At 59.7% G+C, this 22,177-nt stretch carries 15 protein-coding genes; 4 read left to right on the forward strand and 11 right to left on the reverse strand.

The window, feature by feature from the left end:
• Window positions 1-55: 55 nt before the first annotated feature.
• Both JIN81_RS13575 and JIN81_RS13580 read right to left on the reverse strand, forming a co-directional pair.
• Window positions 56-679 (reverse strand): hypothetical protein, encoded by a 624-nt coding sequence (locus JIN81_RS13575; protein ID WP_234044902.1) that lies wholly within the window; start codon window positions 677-679, stop codon window positions 56-58.
• Window positions 680-793: 114 nt separating this feature from the next.
• Window positions 794-2,212 carry a BNR repeat-containing protein gene (locus JIN81_RS13580; protein ID WP_200280690.1) on the reverse strand — a complete coding sequence of 473 codons (1,419 nt, stop codon included), beginning with the start codon at window positions 2,210-2,212 and terminating at the stop codon, window positions 794-796.
• Window positions 2,213-2,449: 237 nt separating this feature from the next.
• Here JIN81_RS13580 and JIN81_RS13585 point away from each other — a divergent pair, with 237 nt between their 5' ends.
• On the forward strand, window positions 2,450-3,025 hold the full coding sequence (locus JIN81_RS13585; RefSeq protein WP_200280693.1) for a 3-keto-disaccharide hydrolase: 576 nt from the start codon (window positions 2,450-2,452) through the stop codon (window positions 3,023-3,025).
• Window positions 3,026-3,028: 3 nt separating this feature from the next.
• Here JIN81_RS13585 and JIN81_RS13590 read toward each other — a convergent pair whose 3' ends face one another.
• The 3 genes from JIN81_RS13590 to JIN81_RS13600 all read right to left on the reverse strand — a co-directional run bounded on the left by JIN81_RS13590 (window position 3,029) and on the right by JIN81_RS13600 (window position 5,472).
• Complete coding sequence (locus JIN81_RS13590; protein WP_200280697.1) at window positions 3,029-3,508, reverse strand: LURP-one-related/scramblase family protein; 480 nt, start codon at window positions 3,506-3,508, stop codon at window positions 3,029-3,031.
• A 97-nt stretch (window positions 3,509-3,605) separates the two neighbouring features.
• Window positions 3,606-4,076, reverse strand: coding sequence for a hypothetical protein (locus tag JIN81_RS13595; RefSeq protein ID WP_200280700.1), 471 nt, complete (start codon window positions 4,074-4,076; stop codon window positions 3,606-3,608).
• A 106-nt stretch (window positions 4,077-4,182) separates the two neighbouring features.
• Window positions 4,183-5,472: an alpha/beta hydrolase family protein gene (locus tag JIN81_RS13600; protein WP_200280703.1), complete on the reverse strand. Its 1,290-nt coding sequence runs from the start codon at window positions 5,470-5,472 to the stop codon at window positions 4,183-4,185.
• Window positions 5,473-5,808: 336 nt separating this feature from the next.
• Between JIN81_RS13600 and JIN81_RS13605 the strand changes: the two genes are divergently transcribed.
• Entirely contained in the window at window positions 5,809-7,302 is a 1,494-nt protein-coding gene (locus tag JIN81_RS13605) for a hypothetical protein (RefSeq protein WP_200280706.1), read from the forward strand.
• An 88-nt stretch (window positions 7,303-7,390) separates the two neighbouring features.
• Complete coding sequence (locus tag JIN81_RS19500; protein ID WP_200280709.1) at window positions 7,391-8,968, forward strand: mechanosensitive ion channel domain-containing protein; 1,578 nt, start codon at window positions 7,391-7,393, stop codon at window positions 8,966-8,968.
• 55 nt (window positions 8,969-9,023) lie between these two features.
• Here JIN81_RS19500 and JIN81_RS13615 read toward each other — a convergent pair whose 3' ends face one another.
• The 5 genes from JIN81_RS13615 to JIN81_RS13635 form a co-directional block, all read right to left on the reverse strand.
• Window positions 9,024-9,809, reverse strand: a complete 786-nt coding sequence (locus JIN81_RS13615; protein WP_200280712.1) for a 3-keto-disaccharide hydrolase — start codon at window positions 9,807-9,809, stop codon at window positions 9,024-9,026.
• Window positions 9,810-9,946: 137 nt separating this feature from the next.
• The gene (locus JIN81_RS13620; RefSeq protein ID WP_200280715.1) at window positions 9,947-14,776 is read right to left on the reverse strand and encodes a beta strand repeat-containing protein; all 4,830 of its coding nucleotides are present in this window, start codon (window positions 14,774-14,776) and stop codon (window positions 9,947-9,949) included.
• A 229-nt stretch (window positions 14,777-15,005) separates the two neighbouring features.
• Complete coding sequence (locus JIN81_RS13625) at window positions 15,006-16,709, reverse strand: potassium channel family protein (protein ID WP_200280718.1); 1,704 nt, start codon at window positions 16,707-16,709, stop codon at window positions 15,006-15,008.
• A gap of 125 nt (window positions 16,710-16,834) precedes the next feature.
• Complete coding sequence (locus tag JIN81_RS13630; protein ID WP_234044903.1) at window positions 16,835-18,076, reverse strand: amidohydrolase family protein; 1,242 nt, start codon at window positions 18,074-18,076, stop codon at window positions 16,835-16,837.
• Window positions 18,073-19,356, reverse strand: coding sequence for an amidohydrolase family protein (locus JIN81_RS13635; protein WP_200280724.1), 1,284 nt, complete (start codon window positions 19,354-19,356; stop codon window positions 18,073-18,075). Before JIN81_RS13635 ends, JIN81_RS13630 begins: the two co-directional genes overlap by 4 nt.
• Before the next feature lie 264 nt (window positions 19,357-19,620).
• On the opposite strand from JIN81_RS13635, the gene JIN81_RS13640 reads away from it, so the two are divergent.
• On the forward strand, window positions 19,621-21,174 hold the full coding sequence (locus JIN81_RS13640) for a right-handed parallel beta-helix repeat-containing protein (protein WP_200280727.1): 1,554 nt from the start codon (window positions 19,621-19,623) through the stop codon (window positions 21,172-21,174).
• 72 nt (window positions 21,175-21,246) lie between these two features.
• Here JIN81_RS13640 and JIN81_RS13645 read toward each other — a convergent pair whose 3' ends face one another.
• Window positions 21,247-22,134, reverse strand: a complete 888-nt coding sequence (locus tag JIN81_RS13645; protein ID WP_200280730.1) for a LysR family transcriptional regulator — start codon at window positions 22,132-22,134, stop codon at window positions 21,247-21,249.
• Window positions 22,135-22,177: the final 43 nt, after the last annotated feature.

Genomic DNA, 22,177 nt, shown 5'->3' on the forward strand with positions numbered 1-22,177 from the left:
CCGCATCTGAACTCCTGTGGCCCCTCCGGGGAGCGGAGCCGCCGCCTGCGCGGTATCAACCTTCCAACGACTCAGCGAAATCGCAGAGAAACTCGACCATCTCCTCGAACTGCAGTCTCGTCGCCTCATCACCGATCAATCCCAGCTTTGCATAGGCGATCGTCCCATCCCCGACATACAGCGAAGCCTTCGAACGCTTGAACCGATCGGCGAGCCAAGTGCGCCGTTCCTCCGTCAAAACTCCATTCAAAACCTCCCCATGGCTGGTCCGCACGTCCACCGCCCGGTCAAACCCCTCGTCTCCGGACTTCCAACGGCTGAGCCCCCCACTATCCCGCTGACGTAAACCGCCGAGCAAACCCGTAGGGGCCATCTGCACCTTCAAGCGTCGGTCCCTGAGTTCCAGTTTCAGGAGGCTCTCAATCTGCCGAGAACCCTTGAGGCCCTTGCCCGGTGCCGAGAACGAAATCTCCCGTCCCCGATAAGCCCCATACACGGTCGGTTCGGGCCGCACAAACCCGCCCATCGTTGCAGGCAACTGGCTGAACTCGAGATCAAACCGTTCCGCGAGGATTCGATGTTGGTTCGTAATCCTCGCCGACGAAAACCTGAGGATGATCCAGAAGATTCCCATGCAGGCAGCCAGTGGGAGAAGAAGCAGTAGGAGTTCGGGGCCCATGCCCGAAACAATCGACTCATCGTCAAAGGGGCGAGCCCATTCTTTCCACCACATTCCGATTCGTTGAGGGCCAGCAGCGACTGACCTCATCGACTTGGGCAACCGGATGGCAATTCATTCCACCAAGCGATACAGCCGCAACATCGAGGGCTCAGGATACGGGGGCTTGCGGCGCTTGTCCTGATGCGCTCCGAGCGACTCCCACTGCAGGACGTAGCGCACTCCTTGCGCATCCGAGCCAGCCTGATCCGTGGCGCGGCGGATCTGCATTCCTGGGAAGTCGCTTTCCACTTCACCAAGCTGGGAAGGCAACGCCTTCGTGACTTCGAAAGGTCCTTCCAAAGGTCGGAGGCTTTCCTCGTCAAAGAACAAGCGTCCACTGCCGAGGACGCGGTGCTGATAGGATAGAGTCAGGACTCCGGGTTCCGCCTCCATCGCTTCGCTGGCCCGAATCCCGATGAAATTCATCGAGCCATTGCCACTGAACTCGATCGGATCATTCCACTCGGTCAGCTGTTGGATCTTCCAGCCCTTCCCTTCAGGACGGGCCACATACATCTGCATGTTCCCCTCGGCGTCTGATTTGTGGTAGGTGACCAACGGACGCTTCTTCTTGTCAAAGAACAGCTTGGCGCCGCCATTGATGATGCCACCTCCAACCGGGATGGGATCGATCAAGAGGAAGTCATCTTCAAAGGTGATGGGCAACTCGACCTTCCGCCCGCCGCTTGACTCCCAGGCGATGAGGTCGCGGCTACGGGCATGGGAAAGATGGTGATTGGTCGCACAGTCGGGAGTCATCCGCCACACCCAGACCATGTGGAACCAGCCATCGGGCCCACGAACCGGGCCGAGCGGATACGCGTTCCGCTGCCCTTCCCCGTCAAGCAGCGGAGTGTCGAGCAAGCGGGCCCAACTCTTCGTTTCAGGATCGAACCTGTTGAACAACCGGGCACCCCGCCCGGAGCCACCGTCGCGGTAGTTGAACACCAATTTCCCCTCATGGTCGTTCATGAATCTGGGATACGTCACACGTTCCTCCCGCTCACCCGTCATGGCCCCGGGTTTCAGGCTCGAGATGTCGCCGGGCCTTGAGGTCACGAAATACACCAGCGGATCCGCGTGCATGTTCCCCGCCACATGAAGGTTTCCAAGGCGATCGATGGCCATGGTGATGTAGTTGTGGGAGTCCCATCCTACCTTCGAGGGAAGCGTTTGGTAATGCCACTCGCTTGAATCCAGTGACCGCATCGCCACCGTCATCCTGCGTTGATCGTCGTAGTAAGCCACATACTGCGAATTCGAACCTTCATCAGTCACCAAGGAGAACCCGACCCGGAAATCAGAAACAACCCGACCGATCTCCAAGGTCTCCACCACCTTGAACCGTGCGGCATGAACCATGGCACCACCAAGCGTCAGGACGAGCGCCCCAAGCCGCACGAAATTGGTCCAGCGACCGCAGGAGAAGGTGGAGTGGAGACGATCAGATGCCATGCCACTACTACCTCCGCGGACGACGCCCTGTTTCATTGGGTTTGCTCCCGGCCCAACCCATCACGGAGGGAATTGGAAAGCTCACTCGCTTGCCCCCGATTCCCCCCCGGCCATAGGCAGCTCCCTCCGGATACGCCCCAGACAATACGCGCTCCTGACGTGGGATTGCGACATGCTTGAAATATCAGACACCACCAACAACGTTTCTGGACAACTGCGTGGACGGTTTTCCGCTCGCTCCATCGCCAACCAGCAATTCGAATCCTTCCCACCATGAAAACCCTTATCAGTCTCATTCTCACCATGGGCATACTCCACGCCGCCCCGGAAGCCATCTTCAACGGCAAGGATCTGACCGGTTGGAAGGTGGAGGGTGCGGAATACTGGACGGCCAAGGATGGCGTGCTGATCGGGCAAAGTGACGCAAAAAAGAAGCACTCGAACCTCTGGACCGAGAAACAATTCACCGACTTCACGCTCAAGGCAGAATTTCGTTATGAGGGCCGCATGGATTCCGGCGTCTTCGTCCGGGCATTCAACGACCAGATCCAGCTCGGCATCTCGTCCTCCCTGCAACGAGACATGACCTGCTCTCCCTACATCGCCTCCCTCGGCAAATACCCGGTGGAAGCCAAGGGCGTCGACAAACTCCTCAAGGAGGGTGATTGGAATCGTTTGAGCATCACCGCCAAGGGGCCGCGCTACGTCGTCTCTCTCAACGGCAAGCAGGTTCTCGACTACACTTCGGGCACCGCCAAGGAAAAGGGCCCGATCGGACTCCAGGTCCATCAGGGGTTCGACATGAGAATCGAGTTCCGCAACATCACCGTGGAAGCCATCGGTGACTGATGATCACGAGTCATCTTCCAACACCTGATCAATCAAGATGCAGGCCGCGAGAATGGACACCACATCCTCGCCGTCCCGGATTCGCACGCCATATCGATCCGACATGGTGAAGAACTCCTTGCTCACCGTCGCGACCGGCTCGCCACCACGGAGGAAATCGTAATCATGCACCCAGAACCTGCCTTGGATCGAATAGTCATTCGGCCCAGGGACATCGAGAGTGAACTCCTTCTTGAACCACCTGAACTCCTTCACCACCGTGGCAAAGAGGCCGCCATCACGGTGGATCTCATAGCACGGTTTCAGGGATAGCATCTTCTGGGAAATGAATGCCAACTCCCGACCTGATGGGTCCTGCAGCGAGAGCTTGTCGCCCCACGAGAACGCCGCTCCTTGGACCAGAAAGGCGATTTCTCCGGACTCGTCGAGGATGTGAAACTCATCACCCAGCGACCAAAATTTCTCTCGGATCTGATAGATCATGCCCAAGGCTGCCCGGTCAGCGACTCCTCGGCAGCTACAATTGTCCGGGTCTGTTTGGAACGCAGGCGAGTACGCCCTGCTTCGCGCCGTCACCCTTTCAGGCCTTCGACTTTCCGCGTCCGAGAAAATCGGTCAACCTGAGGACCAGCATTTCAGCAAACAGAATGACCACGATCACGATGATCAGAGGAACCACGCCGTGCATCTTCCCCTCGAAGTGAACCTTATCACCGAACGCGAAGCCGAGGGCCCAGAGGATGACGAACTTCGATCCGAACAACACGAGCCAGAGGGCGAAAATCTTGAGCGCCTTGGCCCCCCGGTGAGTGCGAGCTGAGAAGAACCCCGCGACCTTGTGCTCAGCAGCCACGGTCAGCTTGAGCAGAAGTTGGAGCAGCAGAGCGGCTCCGATCGAGATGGTGAATGAAGGGATGGTCACCTTCCCCCAGTGTTCCTCGAACAGGTTCAGGACGACGATATCCGTCAGCACGAGTGCAAAATAGCGGACGAAAAAAAGCTGACGGGCGTTGAAGCTGCCGCCTCCTGATGTGCGTTGGTCTTCAGACATGATTCGTTCCTGTTATTACTGCCCAAAGCCCGGTTCGGGACAGCCAAATCACCGGCATATCCCAAGCTATGGCCGTCGCATCGCTGTTCGCGCACGAGTCCCCTCGTTACTTGCCAACCGTCGGATTACCCAGTCCTTTGGCGATATCCTCAATCAACGGGACCCCCTCGTATCCTTCGGCAAGTTTCTCGGCCGCCTTCTCGATCTTCGAGCTGGTGTGCTTGAACTGCGAACCGCCCCCCTCTCCCTCACCCACATAATACTTGTCCGAAAACTCATCGAGAGCCGCAATCCCTTCGGTGTAGCGGACGTTGTTCGGCTCCTTGCTCAGTTCCCCCAGCAGGCCGGAGACGATTGCGGCATTCGGCCCTTCGATCTCATACTCGTCCTTTAGAAAGTGACACCAGTAGTGGGCGCGATAGGGATGGGCATCCTGGAGCGTCGTGATCCACTCGATCATGGACGCCTCGTAGTCGAGCCTCTCCGCATCGAGATCCGAATCCTTCCGCTGATCCCCGAGGTAGCGTCCATTCAGCCACGTGATGCCTTCGTCACCCATCCAATCCGGCCCGTTGGAGTGCCCTCCGGGATGAAACCGATGAAAACCCCGGTCCCCGAACTCCGCCACCGCATGGGCCGTCAGATACCGGTTGTAGTCGGTATTACCACCAATGCCGTAGCAATACTGCTTCTTCTCATACTTCTTGTCGGGTGAGTAGCCGATGATGGGCATGTTGCCTGCCGATTTGATTCGCAGTGCGTTGTAGAAGGACATTGCTCCACCTCCGGAATTCCCGGTGAAGTAAACCCGCTCCTCGTCGATCGGAAGATTCCCGAGCAGATGTTCCACGCAGCGCTTCGAGTGTTCATGATTCACCTCCGGATGGTCAGGACCGTTTCTCGATTGGACGGAAGACGCGATCACCCAGCCATTGAACTCAGCACCCTCGGCGTACGCCTTCACCGAGTTGCCGCTGCCCCCGCCGGCACCGGTGTGGAACATCAGCGGAGCCAGGCGTCCTTCCCTCAGGGTCTTGGGCACATAGACGAACAGGGTCGAGCCCTCACCCGCATCGATCGGACCGGAAACCTCGCCCTGCGGATAGGTCACCCCCCCCTCCACCATGGCCACACCACTTGCTGTCGGCTGCCCGGGTTCCGGAGCCTTGATCGCAAAATGATCCTTCAGGAAAGCCCGATCCTGATCGGCAAACTTGTCGACCGCCACCTTGAACTCCCTCCCATCATCCGCTTTCAGGAACACCTGCCCTCCTTCGACCTTGAGGGCCGCCGCCTTGATCGTTGTCCCCGCCGTTGAACGCCATTCCCTTACTTCGGTGGGTTCTCCGAAAAGAGGAACATACAGCAACGCAAGGAAGAATGGGATTGGCTTCATGAAAATCGAGGGTCCGTCTGAATCACAACCTGTCCACCCCCACCCACCATGACAAGGCATTTGCCGATCCACGACCCGGGGATGCAGGGACTTCGACAAACATCGCGCGATTCTCCTGCCCAGAGGTGAACAGGGTGACCCGAGTTCGCCGATTGCCAGATTGATCGATGCCGAGTTGGCAGGACAATGATCGAGACCTGCATGTTTCACCTCCGCAGTCGATCCATCGGAGAGATCCAGCAGCCACCCTTTCCCCAACTCATGAAAGCCTTAACCCGTCCTCTGCATCGGATTCGCCCACGGAAAGACCGAGCGACTTCCGCCCCAGTCCTCCGCATGGCGAAAGCAGCCTGCATGGCGCTCGGAATGCTGGCTGGATGGCATTCGGCACAGGCACAGGATGACGCCTTCGATCCCGGGCTGCAGCACACGGAAAACCCGCCCATGGTGATCAACACCCGGCAACCGCCGCCTGTGCCCGTTCCCACGGATGACTTCGAAGTCCGCAGAGGCTACCGGGTCATTTCGACCCTCGACGAATTCCGCGAAGTGACGAAGAAGAGCAATCAGAAGATCCGGATGAAACCCGGGATCTACCGCGCCACGAAGGCGGACCCACCGGTCACCTTCCCCCTCGAGACTTCACGCCTTTCAAAGTCCAGGGACGTCAAACCGAGCTATCAGGAACATATTTTTGCCGTCAATGGCTCCAACAACTACTTCGACCTTCGGGGCGTTGTCATTGAGACACCGGTGTCCGTCCAGAGCAAGTTGACCGGCCGGGTGCACGTGTCCGACTCCTGGCACATCAACGGGTCCGGCAATGTCTTCATCGGAGGCTACTTCCGGAACGTGCTGGACATGCCTTACCCGACCTATCAGGTGACAGGCAACGAATTCGAGATCCGTGGAGACCGAAACCGGTTCTTCGACTGCATCTTCGTCATCAAGGGCTCGGTGCCTTACGGATACACCGACTTCTATGGGAAAGGCGCCGGGAGCTTTGGCCGTCTCAACAAGCACTGTTTCATGTCCATTGACCGAGCCAATGGCACCGAACTGATCCGCTGCCAGGTCTATCAACAGTCCTTCGGTCACTGCGTACACTTCCATACGGTCGACGGTGCCTTGATTCAGGATTGCCTGTTCACCGGAACCCTCCGCCCGACGGACGACATATTCAACGAAGTCGTGGGACGAGCGGTTGAACACGACTTCCACATGCTCTACCGGAAGAAACAGCCGATCCCGCGTGGCGAGGTCATCCCCCTCACCGAAGACGGCATTCGATCCTATGAAGACGTGAAGAACATCAGGGTCGTGAACACCACCGTGGAACGCATGCGGGGAGCGATCCAACTGCTCTGCACCGGGGACGTCACGCTCGAGAATGTCACCGTGCTCGAGAGCGGTGATTTCTCCTTCGATGTCTCCTCGACGCCCGGAAGCCGGATCATCATGAAGGACTGCAAGGGAGACGTCGCCTACAACCCACTCTTCAACCTGACCCGTGGCGACCTGCCCAAAGGTGCGACCTACGAGGTCACACTGCTCAGCCCCCCCGAGGGATCCAAACCCACTCCACGCTCCAGCCTCGGAAAGATCTGCGGCCACAAGTGCACCTTCATCATCAAGGATGGAACCACCCGTCCGCTCGCGGAAGGCACCAACTACCTGAACTGCGGAGGAGACAAGGAATTGACGGATTCCACCATCGACAACCAGTCAACGGCCAAGCTCATCCTTCACAAGAACGTTCGGAATTGCACGATCCGCTCGAAGGGCCCCGTCGAGGACAACGGATCGGGAAACCGGGTGATTCAGCGTTAGTCTTCCGGCCACTTCCACGCGCGCGGATCGTAGACCCGGTTCATCCCTCCGCTTGACGACCCGGCCCCGGAAACAGCATAGAACGCGGGTGATCCGTCCGTTCATCCTCGCCCTGCTGGTCCTCGGTATTCTCAGCCCCATTGGTGGGGCGCAGGACATCCCTGCCGATTCAGTCATCGAACCCGCAGAACTCAAGGTCTGGCAACGCCCGGTCGCCACCTTCCGAGCACCGATCGCCACACTCAGCCCGACGATCCGGCGCGATACCGCGCTGAGGAGGATCAGGGAACTCCCCGAATCCGCACTCTATGATGAGATCCGCACCTTGCCCACCCAGCTTGAGAGCCTCAAGGGGGTCTCCTTCTTCTCCGGTGACCGCCTGCTCTTCACACTGATCGAGGCCGATCTCGATCCCGCAGAAGGCGAAACGCTCGAGGAAGTGAAGAAGGCCGTGGTCCGCAACCTCGACGAAGTCCGGACCGCCCGCCTCGCGCAGAGAAGCTGGGCCATCAACCTCAAGGGTGCGGGCATTTCCGTGGTCGCCACCCTCCTCCTCGCCGCCCTGCTTTTCGGACTGCAGAAACTGAGCCGCCTCACACGGCGCCGGTTCATCCGCAGCACCGCCAAACTGTCTCAGCTGAAACAACGCGACCTCGATCTACGGCCTGCTTTCCTCCAGCTCTCACGCCGATTGACCGCGGTATTCTTCACCCTCGTGGCACTGGGCGCTTGCTGCGTCTGGATCACGGTGATTCTCAGCCAGTTCCCCTACACCGCACCATGGTCCCATGTCATCGGCGAACAGGTGGGCAAGCTTGCAGGGGATCTTCTTGGTGGCCTCTTGGCTTCCATTCCCAACCTCCTGATTGTCGTCCTGATCTTCATGCTCACCCGGGGAACCGCGCGCATCACCGAGCAGATTCTCCGCAGCTTCGAGACCGATACCGATGACAAGCAGTTGTTCGGCAAGGACACTGCCAAGGCAACACGGCGGATCGCCTCGGTCCTCATCTGGATCTTCGGGTTGGTGATCGCCTACCCCTACATCCCGGGATCCGACTCGGATGCATTCAAGGGAGTCGGCGTCTTGTTGGGACTGATGGTCTCCCTCGGTTCGACCGGTCTGGTCAATCAACTGGTCAGTGGGTTCGTTGTGCTCTATTCCGGTGCGGTTCGAACCGGCGAATACGCCCGGGTCGGCGATGTGGAGGGCGTCATCACCGACATCGGCCTGCTGTCGACCAAGGTTCTGACCCCGAAAAACGAGTTCGTCACCGTGCCCAATGCCGTGCTCATCTCCAAGGACACGCTCAACTACTCGCGCCTCACCGATGCCTTCCGCACAGAACTCTCCACGACGGTCACCATCGGCTACGATACCCCCTGGCGACAGGTCCACGAACTCCTGCTGCTCGCCGCTGACCGCACCCCCGGCATCCGCGAAAAGCCGGAACCCAAGGTGATTCAGACCGAGCTTTCGGATTTCTACGCCGCCTACGAACTGCGTTTCGTGCCCGCCGACGTGACCACCAAGGGGGCCGTTCTGTCAAAACTTCACCAATCCATTCAGGATGCCTTTGCGGAAGCGGGTGTGCAGATCATGTCTCCGAACTTCGTCGCGCAGCCGGAAGCACTCGTCCTTCCGCCGAAAGACGAGCAAGACTGAGCGTCGCCCCGGTCGACCCCGCGCATCGAATGAGAGCCCTGCACCTTCGCCGGCCTCACTCCAGCGGTTGAAGCTCGATCTTGCGAAACCACACCGGCTGACCTTCGGCCTGAAGCGCGATGTGCCCGAACTCCAACTTCAGGGGAGCCCCCGCCTTGAGCAGGGACTCCGCTGACTCGACACCATGCTCAGGGTCGAGTTGGGGTTTTTGATATCGAAGCACCTCCTTGCCGTTCACGCGGTGGATCACCTCATCATGACCACGGACTTCAATCTCCACCGAGACCCACTCGTCGGCTGGAAAAGTCGGTGCCGTCGACTGCACGATGTGCTGGGTCACCAGCTTTCCGTCGATCTCAAGGTTCGTCCCCGGCGTGCAGACATTGCCGGTGGCACGCTTCCCCTTGCCCTCGTCCGCAAGGAACTGGAACTCCAGGCTGACCGGGAATGACTGGTTCAGACCCATGCTCAGGGGTGACTGCGAGTGGATCATGAAACCGCTGTTCAGATTCACGTAGTGAGGTGCGTCCGACATCATCGTGCCGGCAAAACGGTATTCCATCCGGAGCCGGTAGCGGGAGTAGGCAAGGTTGCTGTACAAGTGGCCATACTGCCCGTCGAACTTGTCGTAGTCCTCGTACGAGACCTTCAGGATTCCATCCTCCACGCGGAAGGTATCGAAGGGATTCGCTCCCACCGGGTGCTTGGCAAACTTCGGCGTCCAACCACTCAAGTCCTTGCCGTTGAAGAGTTCGATCCACGGCTTCTCCTGAGCAAACGCTGCACAGGACCAGACAGCAACCACGAGCGCGATGAATCGAGGGGCGAAACAAAATTTCATGGAGGGAGTTCTAGAAACTCCCCCCTCGAACTCCAAGCCCCGTCTGACCACACCTCCGAATTGGCCCTTCCTGTAGGTGCGCAAAAAAAGGGCCGGCCGCGGAAGGACTCCGCGACCGGCCAATTGAACGGATTCGATCAGTTCACAAGCTCCAATCTTGCGAAGATCTTCTCGGCAGTTCCGGGGCTCACCGTCCCCTCGATGGTGACCACTTCATAGTCGGGGCCATCCGCCACTACGGAAATCGGAGCCAGAGTGACCGTCACGCCCCCTTCCGGATCCCCACTTGGCGTCCACGTGGCTAGATCAGCGGACCATTCGTAATTCTCCGTCAGACCCGTGCGGTCCACCGGGCGACGATGCACGAAGGTGAAGGTATCGGGTCCGGTCTTGGTGATGCCGACGATGGGACTTCCAAGTCCTTCTGCCGTCAGCGGATCGCTGTCGAAGAAATACCATTCGAAGCCATTGCTTACGCCATCACCGTCATCATCGTCGCCAAAACCACCCACCAGGGCCGGGTAGTTGTTCGCCACCCACTGGTCGTATGCATTGGTCGCGATCGAGGTGAGCGTTACGGTCTCACCGTCATCGTAGTCGAGCTCGAAGCTGTTCCCACCGACAGTGACCACGTCACCATCCGCAAGACCGGCAAAACCTCCGATCAGGCCCCATCCCGTGTAGTCGATGATGGTCAACTTCGTGCCGGGACTGATCGACTGTGGGCTCATGGCAACATCGCTCAGCACCAGCGTGACATCCGTATTGAGCGTCACATCGCCAGACGTGACCACCAGCTTGTCGGCACTGGGCACCGAGCTGTCGATCTCGACCTCGAAGAACGAGTTGTCCTTGAAGACGGCATCCGCCGTAGTCAGCGTGCCGACGCTGGTTCCCGGAGCGAGGGTGCCACCGCCATTCACGTCGACGCCGCCTCCGATGATTCCCGTGCCACCGAGAGTTGCTCCGCTGGTCACGGTGACCAACCCGTTCGCGAGCGTTTGATCCCCATTCACCAGCAGGGTCGAAGTATTCTCGACATTCGTGGGGCCGGTGTAGGTGTTGTCGTTGGAGAGGATCACCGCCCCTTGGTCCCGGATGCTCAGTCCACCAGAACCGGAAATCAGTCCGGCCACCTCTCCCTCGACCGCTGCAGGACCATCGGGAAGACGGATCACATACTGGCCGCTTCCGGGGAGAACCAATCCATTCAGGAAGATCGCCGTGTGGGTCGCCGAAGTGGAACCCAGCAACAGCGCAGTGGCGGATGACGGAAGGAAACTCCCGACACCGAACTCGAAGTCGGCACCGGCGCCGCCGAGATCGATGGTGCGATCCGCGCCGACCGCGGCGAAACCGCCACCTCCCGTCCACTGAATCTCACCAGGCCCCGTGCCGACCGACCGCGTGAAATCAGAGGCACCACCATCGAGGTTGCCAGCCAGTTGAAGCACGGCCGTGCCGTTCAGATTGACGTTCGCTGCCAGAGGGAGGTTGTCGGCACTGGACACTTCCACCGGCGCTCCCGAGATCTCCAGGGTCCCGGCAAAGGGGTTGAGGCCTGTCAACTGAACCAGCCCCGTGCCGAAGGTGTTGGAACCGGTCACCAGCAACTCACCCGTGCCATCAATCGGAAGGGCGATCTCTGAAACAAAGCCAGCGGTGAAAAACCCACCTCCCGCGGGTGCCACGGTCATTCCCCGGTTGGCATCATCGAGCGTCAGGTCCGCCGTTGCCTGAAGCGTTCCGCCATCAAGGACCAGATGATCTGCAGCAAACACCCCCGGGGCCGGACCCAACCGGTCTTCCGCATCGATGCTCAACTCACCCCCTCTGACAAGAGTCGGTCCCGTGAAGCTATTGGTGCCGAGAAGTTCGATCCCGTCAGTACCGAGCTTTTGGATACCGAAGACTCCGGAAAGGTCCGAAGTGAGATCGAAATCCGGTCCTCCCTGCGCCCTGAAGCTCAGGATCGACCCGGCATTGAAGGTGGCGTTCGCGAGCAGTGTATCGATGTCTCCCGTCATCCACTCGTTCCCTCCACCCACCGAAATCCCGAAGGTCCCGCCGCTGTTCACGACGATGGATTGGCTCGCCGGGTCAATATCCGAGGGGTACCTGAAACGAAGTTCTCCTGCATTCACCGTGGCGCTACCTGAGTAACTGGTGAACCCGTTCTTCTCAATCGATTGGGTTCCACCGCCATTTTTCACCAGGTTCACGACCCCTCCGCCATCTTCCAAGATGTTCGCCGTGTAGGCAAAATTCTCACCGCTCGCGACATCCAGCGTCAGGGTGGAAGGGTTGGCAGACAAATTGTTGATCTGACGCGTCGAGCCTGTGGTGTTCGGCAAGCCCGCGATGGTCTGATCAAAACCGTTGAGATTGAACTCCGCAACCCCGGCGCCGCCAATCTGCATCTCCGCCGCCGCGGGCAGCTGGTTGTCCGCGGTCAGGTCGACTCTTCCCTGGAAGATCCGGGTATCGCCCGTGTACGATAGCGTCGTCCCGATCGTGAGGACGTCGGCACTCGCTCCATTGACCTGCAAGCTGTGGGCGCCGATCAGATCATCCGCCAGCGTGATCGATCCCGCCGTCAGTTCGAGTCCGAGGTAGGCAGTCGGATCCACGAAGTCCACCGTCGTGGACACCGCCGGAAGGTCGGAGGAAGCGAAGGTCGATCCGTCAAAAGGAACCGAGAAGACCTCGCCGGGTTGCACGGTCACCAACCCAAGATCAGGCAGGGCGGTTGGACTCCCCAGGATCAGATTCCCGTTGAGGATATCAATCGGTCCCGTGAAGGTATTGGTGCCGGACAAGGTCAGATTCAATCCTCCATCGATCTGCACGGCACCACTGCCGCTGATCACACCATCGTAGGTGAGGTTGCCACTCCGATCGAAAAGCACCACTCCGTCATTCGTGATGTCCTTGTTGAGCCCTCCGATCACGCCCTGATTCCCCGCACCGTCCCCGACACTCAGAATTCCCAGCGCTCCGACCGTGTAGGAGGCTGCATCGATCGAGTCGTCAAGGGTCATGATCCCCCCGTTGATCGTCACGTTCCCCACCTCGATCGCATTGCTTGTCGTCCGGAAAGCCAGCAGGCCCCCGTTCACCGTGACATCAGCGGAGCGGATGAAGGAACCACCAACCTGCAGGTCGCCATCATTGACTTCGATCGTGCCGTTGATCCGCACATTGCCGATCGACTGGGTGCCGAGTCCATCCTTCACGAGATTGAAATTACCGCGATCCTGCCCTTCGTTGACTCCAAAGGCGGAGCCAAAGTTGTAGCTCTCCCCGTCCGCGACATCGATCGTGAGTGTCCCCGCCGGACCACCCGCCCCAGGAGCTGCCCCGGTATCAAAGTTGACCACCTGCCGGGTGTTGTTGGCGGTATTGACCAGGCCACCGATCGTCTGGCTTTTCCCGTTCAGGTAGAGTTTCGACACACTGCCTCCCGTTGCGCCGATGGTGACGACCGTATCCGACGGAAGCGCTTCGTCGATTCCGAGAACCAGCCTTCCTTTGCGAATCTCCGTTCCCCCCGTGTAGTCGTGGGTATCAGCTCCCAGCGTCAAGGTATTCGCAAACCCATCGGCACGCCCCAGGATGAACGGCCCCGTCCCGGTAATGGTTCCATCGTAGGTCTTCGGACTGTTCGAGGCCACGATGCCACCGCCGTTGTCGAGCGTGATGCCCCGATTGCTGTCCAAGCTGGGCGTGTTGTTTGGAAACAGCAGCGCCCCGTTGCGCAGGGTCAGACTATCAGCGACGGGCGTTAGAGGAGCAGTACCAAGCGCACTTTCCGCCGAGAAGTTGAGAGTCAGACCATCCACCGTCGTCGTACCTTCATACGTATTGGCCGCATTCATCGTCGCACTGCCCGTGCCGCTGAAGCTTACGCCCCCGGTGCCAGCGACCACGCTGTCGATCACGAGAGCGGAGGATGATCCCGCGACGAAACTTGCGTTGCCCGGCCCGACCGTGATTCCCCGGTTGGCGGCAATGGTCGTGGCCGCATTGATCCGAAGTTCCCCACCATCGATCGTCAACTGATCGGCCACCGGGGCACCGGGCACCTCCCCTAGGGCAGCATCCCCATTGATGGTCATGTTCCCATTCAGAACGACTTTTCCCTTGAAGGTATTGCTCGCGGTGAAGAGGGCTGAGCCCAAGCCTCCCGAAACGATCGTCATGCCACCGTCGCCGGAAACCACTCCGTTGTAGGTCACGAGTCGCTCGTTCCAGAGGCGATTGAACGTCACGTTCCCGGAGTCGAGCACCCATCCATTCGCGAAGGTCTGGTTCGCATTTCGTTCGCAGCGAAACACGGATCCATCCGCCATACTCACCGTGCTGAACTGTCCAACCGTATTCGACGGACCGCGAAGAGTGATGGGACCGTCGATGATCAGGTTGGCATTCGCCACCGACCAATCCGCGCCGTTCGGATTCACCCCGGTATTGAAAATGCCCGTGCCTGTTACGATCAGGTTGTCGAGCGGATCCATCGACAGCGACGTGTCGTTGGTTTGATCATTGGTGAATGTCAGGGTGTTGTCGTTGAGAGCCCAGGTCGCCCCTCCCGGTGCGATGGTCACCCCCTCATTATCCGTCTGGGCAGTGACTACCACCGGAGAGCCCAGGCCCGCATCGAAGGTGAGATCACCGACCGTAATGCCTGCGCCAGAGGCGAGCGTCACGGTGCCCCCGGCATCTGAGAAAACCCCTTCGCTGCCTCCCGAATTATCCCAAACAACATTTGCCGCCCCGTTCCACCACAGCGAGGTCGAGGTATCCCATACCCCCGTCCCTCCAAACGGACTCCCCCCTTGATCGGGGTCCCAGGTGAGCTGGGCATGGGCAACAAGTGTGGTCGCAGCCGTGGCGATGAGTGACAACCGGGTGACACGGGGGAACACCAACATGCCCTCCTTTTTGATGGGTTTTTGGGGTTTCATGAGGGAAAAACACTAAGCCATCAGATCGGATCTCCAATCATTTTCTGTATTCACCCCGTAAATCCCACCCCCCATGGCTAGCCCGTGAGGGTCTCGAATATCGGGAGGTCCGTACGCCACCAGATCACGCCGCCAAGGAAACTTGCAACGCGTGACCTGCCGGCCCGAAGCCCCGCCACTCTTCGACGGCCGCTGCCTTGAAGCCACGTCCCCCGGTTCCGTGGTCGCTTCAGCTGTCTTGGCAGGGAAATGCAGCGCGAAAGTTCTTTTCCGCCTCGAGAGAGCCAATCAACACCAAAGCGCCATCTTCGGGGAGGAGGATGTCCGGGTCAGGATTGACCACCCGTTCGCCATCCCGCTCAACCGCGATGATCGAGCATCCGGTCCGCGAACGCACCGCGGTCTCCATCAGCGTCTTGCCAGCCAGCGCGCGGGGTGCGTTCACCTTGAAGATGTTGATTCCCTCCGCGAGCAGCACCGTGTCGCTGCCCCGGATGTGGTTGAAGATCGTGTTCGCTCCCATCGAAGCATAGGAAAGAGTGAGATCCGCCCCGGCGCGGTGCAGTCGGGACGCCTTGGATTCGTGAGTGCAGCGACTGATGATCTGCAGTCCGTTGCGCAGTCGGCGATAGAAGATCGTGAGGAACACGTTCGTCTCGTCGTCGTGGGTGGTGACGATGACCGAGGCGGCCTCTTGCAGACCTGCTTCCACCAGCACCTCGAAGTCCGCCGCATCTCCAATGATTGCATTCTCGATGTGCCGGACACGTTCGGGAAGTTTCTCGATGATGGTCCATGGGATGCCAGCTTCGGTAAGGGCTCGAGACGTGGCTCGTCCCACACGCCCCCCTCCCACGATCACCACCTTGAGCCGCTCGTCCTCTGCCACGTGCTTTCCATAGACCTCGTTGTAGCGGTCGAAATGCTCCTGTGAGCCAGCCAGCACGAGCACCGTGTGCTCACCAATCCTAGTGTCGGGCTCGACCGGCTCGAATCGTCCCCGGGTCCAGATGCCGACCACGGTCACTCCTGTCGTTCCCCTCAGTCCGCTCTCGGCAATCGTCTTCCCGACCAAAGGCGTCTTTGCAGGGCTCGCCTCGGCGATGATAAGCCCCTTGAGTTCTCCGATGACGTGAGCTTCTGCATCGTTGCCGATGACGCGTCTGGCAAGCGCCTGACCCATGATCTCCTCAAGCCTCAGAATATGTGTCACCCCCGCCAGTTCGAGGGCATCACGGATCTGCTCGGCCGTCGCGGAAGCGATGATGGGAACGCGCTCGGTCAACTCCCGCACCGTGAAGGTCACATTCGTATTGGTGACATCATCGAGCGTTGTCACCACCATCGCGGCCTTCTCAACGCCTACCCGGGTGTAGGTTTTCGGATCACTCGGGTCCCCGCACACCACCGGGATGTTCTTGTCCCGCATATCCAGCGCCTTCTCCACCGAGGGGACCAGAACCACATAACCGATGTCGTTCTCCTCGAGCATGCGGATGAGCATCGAAGTCACCGGTCCATAGTTGGTGAAGATGACATGTCCCGAGGTTCCTTCAGGAAGTTCGATCGGAGCCTTGGCACTCTCCTGAGCCTTCATCCACGGCGCGTAGAAGAATTCGATGAAGGTGAACGGAAGAATCACCAGCAGGAAGATCACCCCGGACACCATCACCAGGATGGAGAAAATCCGGCCTGCGTCGGATTCGAAGGTGATGTCACCGAATCCGAGCGTCGACATCACCGTGAGCGTCCAGTAGAAGCCGGTCACCCAGCTGTGATGCTGACCTTCCCGCTCCATGAGCATGTGGAAGGTGATGCTGTATGCCGTGATCAGCAGGACCAGCACCAGCACCAGCTTCATAAGGGCAAGCAGGTTGGTGCGACTCGTGCGGTTCTGCATGAGCGTGCTGACGACGGAGACGATCGTTTTCATCGGTGGACTATCGGTTCACGGTAGAAAGAATGGGCAACAATGAAACCCCGGAATGCAGGACCTGATGCCCGGACGCATGAATGCTCCATGCCCAGGACATCGGCTTGCATGAAGAACCATGCGGCCTACCGGGATTCGGATGAGCGAACCTTGCCGTCGATCACCACTCCAGAACAACGGGTCACCGTCTCGAGCGGGTCGCCGGAGAACATCGCCAGGTCCGCATGCTTGCCGGGCTCGAGACTGCCGATCATCCCGTCAAGACCGAGGATTTCCGCGGCACGTATCGTGCAAGCAGCCAAGGCGTTCCGCGGTGAGAGCCCATGTGCCGCCGCCGCTCCCGCCTCAAACAGGACCACCCGCGTCTTGGGAACATACGGCTCATAGCCGGACTGGAAGGCGAACGGGATGCCGGCTTCAGCCAGCTTGGCCGCCAATCCAAAAGTCATGTTTCTCCGGTCACCGAATGGTCGCGCCATCGTGGGATGAACCAGCACCGGACAACCCGCCGCCTTGATCTCATCGAGCAAGAGGTAGGCCTCAGAGGCCCCCACGAGAACCAACTCAAACGCAAACTCCTTCTGAAGCCTCAGCGCCCCGGTGATGTCCTGATGCCGATGAGCTTCAATCATGAGTGGTGATTCCTTCCGGAGAACGGCCGCCAGAGTGTCGAGTTTCAGGTCGGCCGCCGGCTCCTTGCCCTCCTTTGCATTCTCCAACTTGCGAATCCGCTCGCGCGCCTTGACCAGTTCGGACCGCAACACCGCCACAGACTTGGCCCGAGTGCCCGGCGCGCCCGCCACCTGCCCTCCTCCATCGGATTTTCCCAGCGTGACGGCCACCATCGCCATCGGTCTCAGCATGTCCTCCTCTGAAACAATCGACTCCACGTCGGTCTTCACCACCATGGTCTGTCCGGCTACCAGCACGCCGGGCGCGTGTCCCGTATGAACCGTGGTGACGCCCAGGCCACGCAACCACTCGACCAGCGGATCCCGCCCGTTGTAGGCATCGAAGGCCCGTAACTCGGGCTGCACCGGGCCGGAATGATCTGACTGCTCCTGATCGTGACGCGGAAGATTCAGCAACCCTGACAGGCCCACGGTGCTGCGGGCATCGATGATGCCCGGCGTCACGACCTTGGCCTCCACGACCTCGGCCCCCGCCGGAATGTCCACGCTCCCCTGCTTGCCGACCGCCACAATCGTGCCGTCCGCCCCGCAAACCACGACCCCCTTCCGGATTGGCTCCTGCCCATCGACCATCGTGTGCACCAGGTCGCCCCTGACGACAAGCTGCGCATGAGCGGACGACAGGACGCACAGGGCTGTTAGAATCAGTGATCGCATCATCAGAATCGAGTTCATCTTGAAAAACAGCACCCGGTTGCAGCTCGGGCCTCCCCGGCGCCCAAGCCCCCTTCGGCCCAGAGTTGGTCTTCCGGATCCGCCAGATCGAAGACCTGGTTTCCCTCGACCCACGTCTCCAGAACACGGGTGTAGATCGACAGAGGATCACCCGACAGGATCGCGAAGTCGGCCGCCTTGCCCACCTCCAGCGAACCCGTCTCGTCCCCGAGGTCAAGCATGCGCGCTCCCTCGAGCGTCAGCGCCGCCAGCGCCGCTTCGCGCGACATTCCCGCCCTGACCGCCAGAGCCGCACTTCTCAGAAACCAACGTGAGTCGTTGATCGGATCATCGGTGTGGATCGCAGTGGGCACCCCCCGACGCTCGAGCTCAGCCCCGTTCTTCCATGCGATGTCCCGGGCCTCCGGCTTGCCCCCCGGTGAGTCCAGCAGGATCAAGGAGCAGGCGACTCCCGACTCGGCGATCTCATCCGCCACCTTCCAAGCTTCCGAAACGTGGTGAAGGACCACCTTGAAACCGAACTCATCCTTCAACCGCAGGACGGTCAGGATGTCGTCATGGCGGTGTGTGTGGTGATGCACCACCCGCCGTCCATCCAGCACCTCAACCATCGCTTCGAGGGCCAGATTCCTTTCGAAATCCTCACCTCCCTTCTCCTTCTTTGACTGATAGGCCTGTGCCTTGAGGAACTGCTCACGCACCAGGGCGACCGCCTTGCCTCGGGTCCCCGGAAACGGTCCCTTGTCACGGATCGAATTCGTGCCGTTGGCCATCTTGATCCCGCCGGCCATGCCACCGTCGGGACACCGGACCGCCAAATCTTCCACCCGGTTCCCGTCCCTGAGTTTGAGATAGATCGTCTGTCCGGAAAGCAGGTGACCGGAACCCGGCATGATGTTGACCAGCGTCAGCCCTCCCGCACGCGCCTTCTCGAAGGACGAGTGCCGGACATCGATTGAGTCAAGCGCCCGGACCTCCGGTTGGATCGGCCCCGAGGAATCCCCCCCGGACACTTCGCCGATGTGGGAATGCGTGCAGATCAGCCCCGGCATGATCACCTTCCCTGAAACGTCGATGACCTCCGCAGCCGCGGGCACCTCCAAGTCCTCGCGTGCTCCGATGCCTTCGATCCGGCCGTCCCGGATCAGCAGGACTCCGTCTTCAATGGTTGGAGAGGCAATGGGCAACAGTTTGGCGCCCACGAAGGCGCGGAGATCCGCGCAATCCGCAGTCGCGGCCGTCACAAGGAGTGTCAGCCCATGGAGAAAGAGGCGATTCATCGCCGAGAGCCATAGCAGACCCACCCCACCCGCCTAGCGTAAAGCCCACGGAATCAATCGCCGGACCATTCCTTTCCGGGTCGGGCTTCCCGCGGTCTGGGAAACGTCGGACCTGCGGAAAACCGAGCGGGTCCCACCGCATCCTGCTCCTTCTCCATGGAGTGAGCGGATCAGTGGAATGTGGCGACCCAAATCCCACCTCCACTCGAACGCCATCTCGCGAAAGCATGGGCCACCTCCCCGAGTATCAGAGCTATCCATACGATGGAATTACTTCGCTTCCAGCCCCCGCTGCTCGTTCTCGCCCTTCTGAGCGTGATTTCCATCGGTGCCGCCGAGCCCGTGTCTCCCCGGACCTCCATGATCGTGACCTACGAGGAATTTGGTGCCAAAGGAGATGGCCGGACCGATGACTTCGAAGCACTCGCCAAGGCCCATTCCCATGCCAATGAACAAGGCTCGTCGGTAAGAGCGCGCGACGGAGCCACCTACTACATCGGCGGGGCAAAACGGACGATCCAGATTCAAACCGACACGGACTTCGGCGAAGCCCGGTTCCTGATCGATGATACGAAACTCGAGAACCACAGTGCCCCCGTCTTTCGTGTCTGCACACGGTTGAAACCAACCAGTCTCACATCGCTCGAATCCCTCTCCAAAGGCCAGTCCGCCATTGCCCAGGAACTCCCGGGGCCCGGTCTCGTGCACGTGACAGATACCGGCACCCGCCGATTCATCCGACGTGGAAAGAACCGGAACAATGGCAGTCCGCAAAACGAGGTGTTCCTTGTCGACAAGGCTGGCAAGGTGGATCCGCGGACCCCCATCATCTGGGACTACCCGAACGTGACCCACGCAGAGTTCCTGCCCATCGACGACGACCGCTTGACCCTCCGCGGAGGAACCTTCACGACCATCGCCAGCACAAGGAAGACCACCTCCTACTACGATCGGGGTATCTTGATCGAACGTTCGAATGTCTTGATCGATGGCCTGACCCACCTCGTGAAGGGCGAGGGCGAGACCGGACCACCCTATTCGGGCTTCATCCGGATCTCCCGATGCTCAGATGTGGTCCTTAAGGAGGTCGTTTTGACAGCAAGGAAGTTTTACTCCAAGGCCAGCGCCGCAGGAGGCCGGGTGAGCATGGGCACCTACGACATCAACATCAATCGCTCAGCCAACGTGGCCTTGATCAACTGCACCCAGAGCAACGACATCATGGATCGCAGCCGCTGGGGCATCATGGGATCGAACTTCTGCAAGAACCTGATCCTGGAGGGATGCAGTCTCTCACGATTCGACGCCCATCAGGGAGTCACCCATGGAGCCATCCGCAACTCCACCATCGGTTACATGGGCATCAAGTTGACCGGAGGAGGCACGTTCGAGGTGGAGAACTCCACGGTGAACAGCCGGCACTTCATCAGCCTGCGTCCGGACTACGGCAGCACCTGGGATGGGGATCTCGTGATCAGGAACTGCAGCTTCAATCCTCCTCCGGGAAAATACACCCCCACCGTCCTCGATGGTCAGAATGATGGACAACACGATTTCGGTTATCCCTGTCACCTCCCTCGCGAGATCCTGATCGACGGACTGGACATCCGGGATTCCGACCAGGCAACGCATGGCAGATCCCCGGCCATCTTCGCGAACTTCAATGCCAAACTGACCCATGAGGGCCATGATGCCCCCCACGCTCCAACCATCACCCGCGAAGTGAAGTATCGCGGGGTGTCCACTGCCAGTGGGAAACCGCTGCGCGTCAGCGACAATCCCTTCATGTTCCGGAACGTCCGGATCACGGCGGAGTAGGCATCACGCCCACGGAACCACCGCATCACCCACCACCGAATCCGCGCCACATGGCGAATGACAGCCGAGCCATCAACCAACATCGGCAAAGCCATTCACCAGGTCGTCCACCAGGAGATTCGGAAAGCGCCGACTCGGCGTGATGGCGAAGAATCGTTCGCGGATGTCATCGAAACGGTGATGGATTTTCAAGGAACCCCGTTCCAGTTCCCCGGTCACCACCACGGGAGGGACAAGGGCCAGACCCGCACCCTCCCTCGCCAATAGCCGCAACATCGCCATGTCGTCCACCTCAGCGGCGATCACCGGGCGAATCCCAGCCCTCTCCATCACCAGGTCGAAGGCCCCTCTAACCGCGCTATCCGCAGTGGGAAGCAAAAGCGGTTCGCGGCCCAGATCCCCGGGAAAGCGAAAGACTTTCCGACCTCGCCACTTGCGACCAACCAGCGCCACCACCTGTTCTTCCAACAAATGGCTGTGCCACGGCTTTTCAGCATCCTTTCTCACCGCCTGATTCGACAGCACGACGTCGAGGGTGTGTGCCCTCAGCTGACGAAGCAGATCAGCCTGACTCCCCGAGCGGAGCACCAACTCGACGTCGTCACGCCCAATGAACGGCTGCAAGGCCTTCAACTGGAAGTTCCTCGACAAGGTCGCGACCGAACCCACCCGCAAAATGCGCCGTCGGCTTGAGGGCTGATGACTCAAGGTCGCCAGCATCTCATCACCCGCACGAAAAATGGACTCCGCGTAGTCCAGGGCAATCCGACCGGCCTCCGTCAGGACCAGTGACTTCTTTTCACGAAGAAAGAGGGCCTGGCCGAGACTCTCTTCCAGTTGGCGCAACTGGACGCTGATCGAGGATTGCGAAACACCGAGACGATTCGCGGCGCCAGTCAGAGTCCCGTCGTTCGCAATCGCCCGGAAATACCTCAAATGGTGGAAATTCAGAAATGCCATCGTTCGCTTTTTCAGAACAATATTCCCCAAAAGACATAATGGA

The organism is Haloferula rosea, assembly GCF_016595525.1.
In the GTDB taxonomy this organism is placed as follows: domain Bacteria; phylum Verrucomicrobiota; class Verrucomicrobiia; order Verrucomicrobiales; family Akkermansiaceae; genus Haloferula; species Haloferula rosea.

Bases quoted from the DNA above. Each gene is read 5' to 3' on its own strand.
- JIN81_RS13575 (WP_234044902.1), bottom strand. From the start codon at position 679: ATGGGCCCCGAACTCCTACTGCTTCTTCTCCCACTGGCTGCCTGCATG.
- JIN81_RS13580 (WP_200280690.1), bottom strand. From the start codon at position 2,212: ATGAAACAGGGCGTCGTCCGCGGAGGTAGTAGTGGCATGGCATCTGAT.
- JIN81_RS13585 (WP_200280693.1), top strand. From the start codon at position 2,450: ATGAAAACCCTTATCAGTCTCATTCTCACCATGGGCATACTCCACGCC.
- JIN81_RS13590 (WP_200280697.1), bottom strand. From the start codon at position 3,508: ATGATCTATCAGATCCGAGAGAAATTTTGGTCGCTGGGTGATGAGTTT.
- JIN81_RS13595 (WP_200280700.1), bottom strand. From the start codon at position 4,076: ATGTCTGAAGACCAACGCACATCAGGAGGCGGCAGCTTCAACGCCCGT.
- JIN81_RS13600 (WP_200280703.1), bottom strand. From the start codon at position 5,472: ATGAAGCCAATCCCATTCTTCCTTGCGTTGCTGTATGTTCCTCTTTTC.
- JIN81_RS13605 (WP_200280706.1), top strand. From the start codon at position 5,809: ATGGCGAAAGCAGCCTGCATGGCGCTCGGAATGCTGGCTGGATGGCAT.
- JIN81_RS13615 (WP_200280712.1), bottom strand. From the start codon at position 9,809: ATGAAATTTTGTTTCGCCCCTCGATTCATCGCGCTCGTGGTTGCTGTC.
- JIN81_RS13620 (WP_200280715.1), bottom strand. From the start codon at position 14,776: ATGAAACCCCAAAAACCCATCAAAAAGGAGGGCATGTTGGTGTTCCCC.
- JIN81_RS13625 (WP_200280718.1), bottom strand. From the start codon at position 16,709: ATGAAAACGATCGTCTCCGTCGTCAGCACGCTCATGCAGAACCGCACG.
- JIN81_RS13630 (WP_234044903.1), bottom strand. From the start codon at position 18,076: ATGAACTCGATTCTGATGATGCGATCACTGATTCTAACAGCCCTGTGC.
- JIN81_RS13635 (WP_200280724.1), bottom strand. From the start codon at position 19,356: ATGAATCGCCTCTTTCTCCATGGGCTGACACTCCTTGTGACGGCCGCG.
- JIN81_RS13640 (WP_200280727.1), top strand. From the start codon at position 19,621: ATGGAATTACTTCGCTTCCAGCCCCCGCTGCTCGTTCTCGCCCTTCTG.
- JIN81_RS13645 (WP_200280730.1), bottom strand. From the start codon at position 22,134: ATGGCATTTCTGAATTTCCACCATTTGAGGTATTTCCGGGCGATTGCG.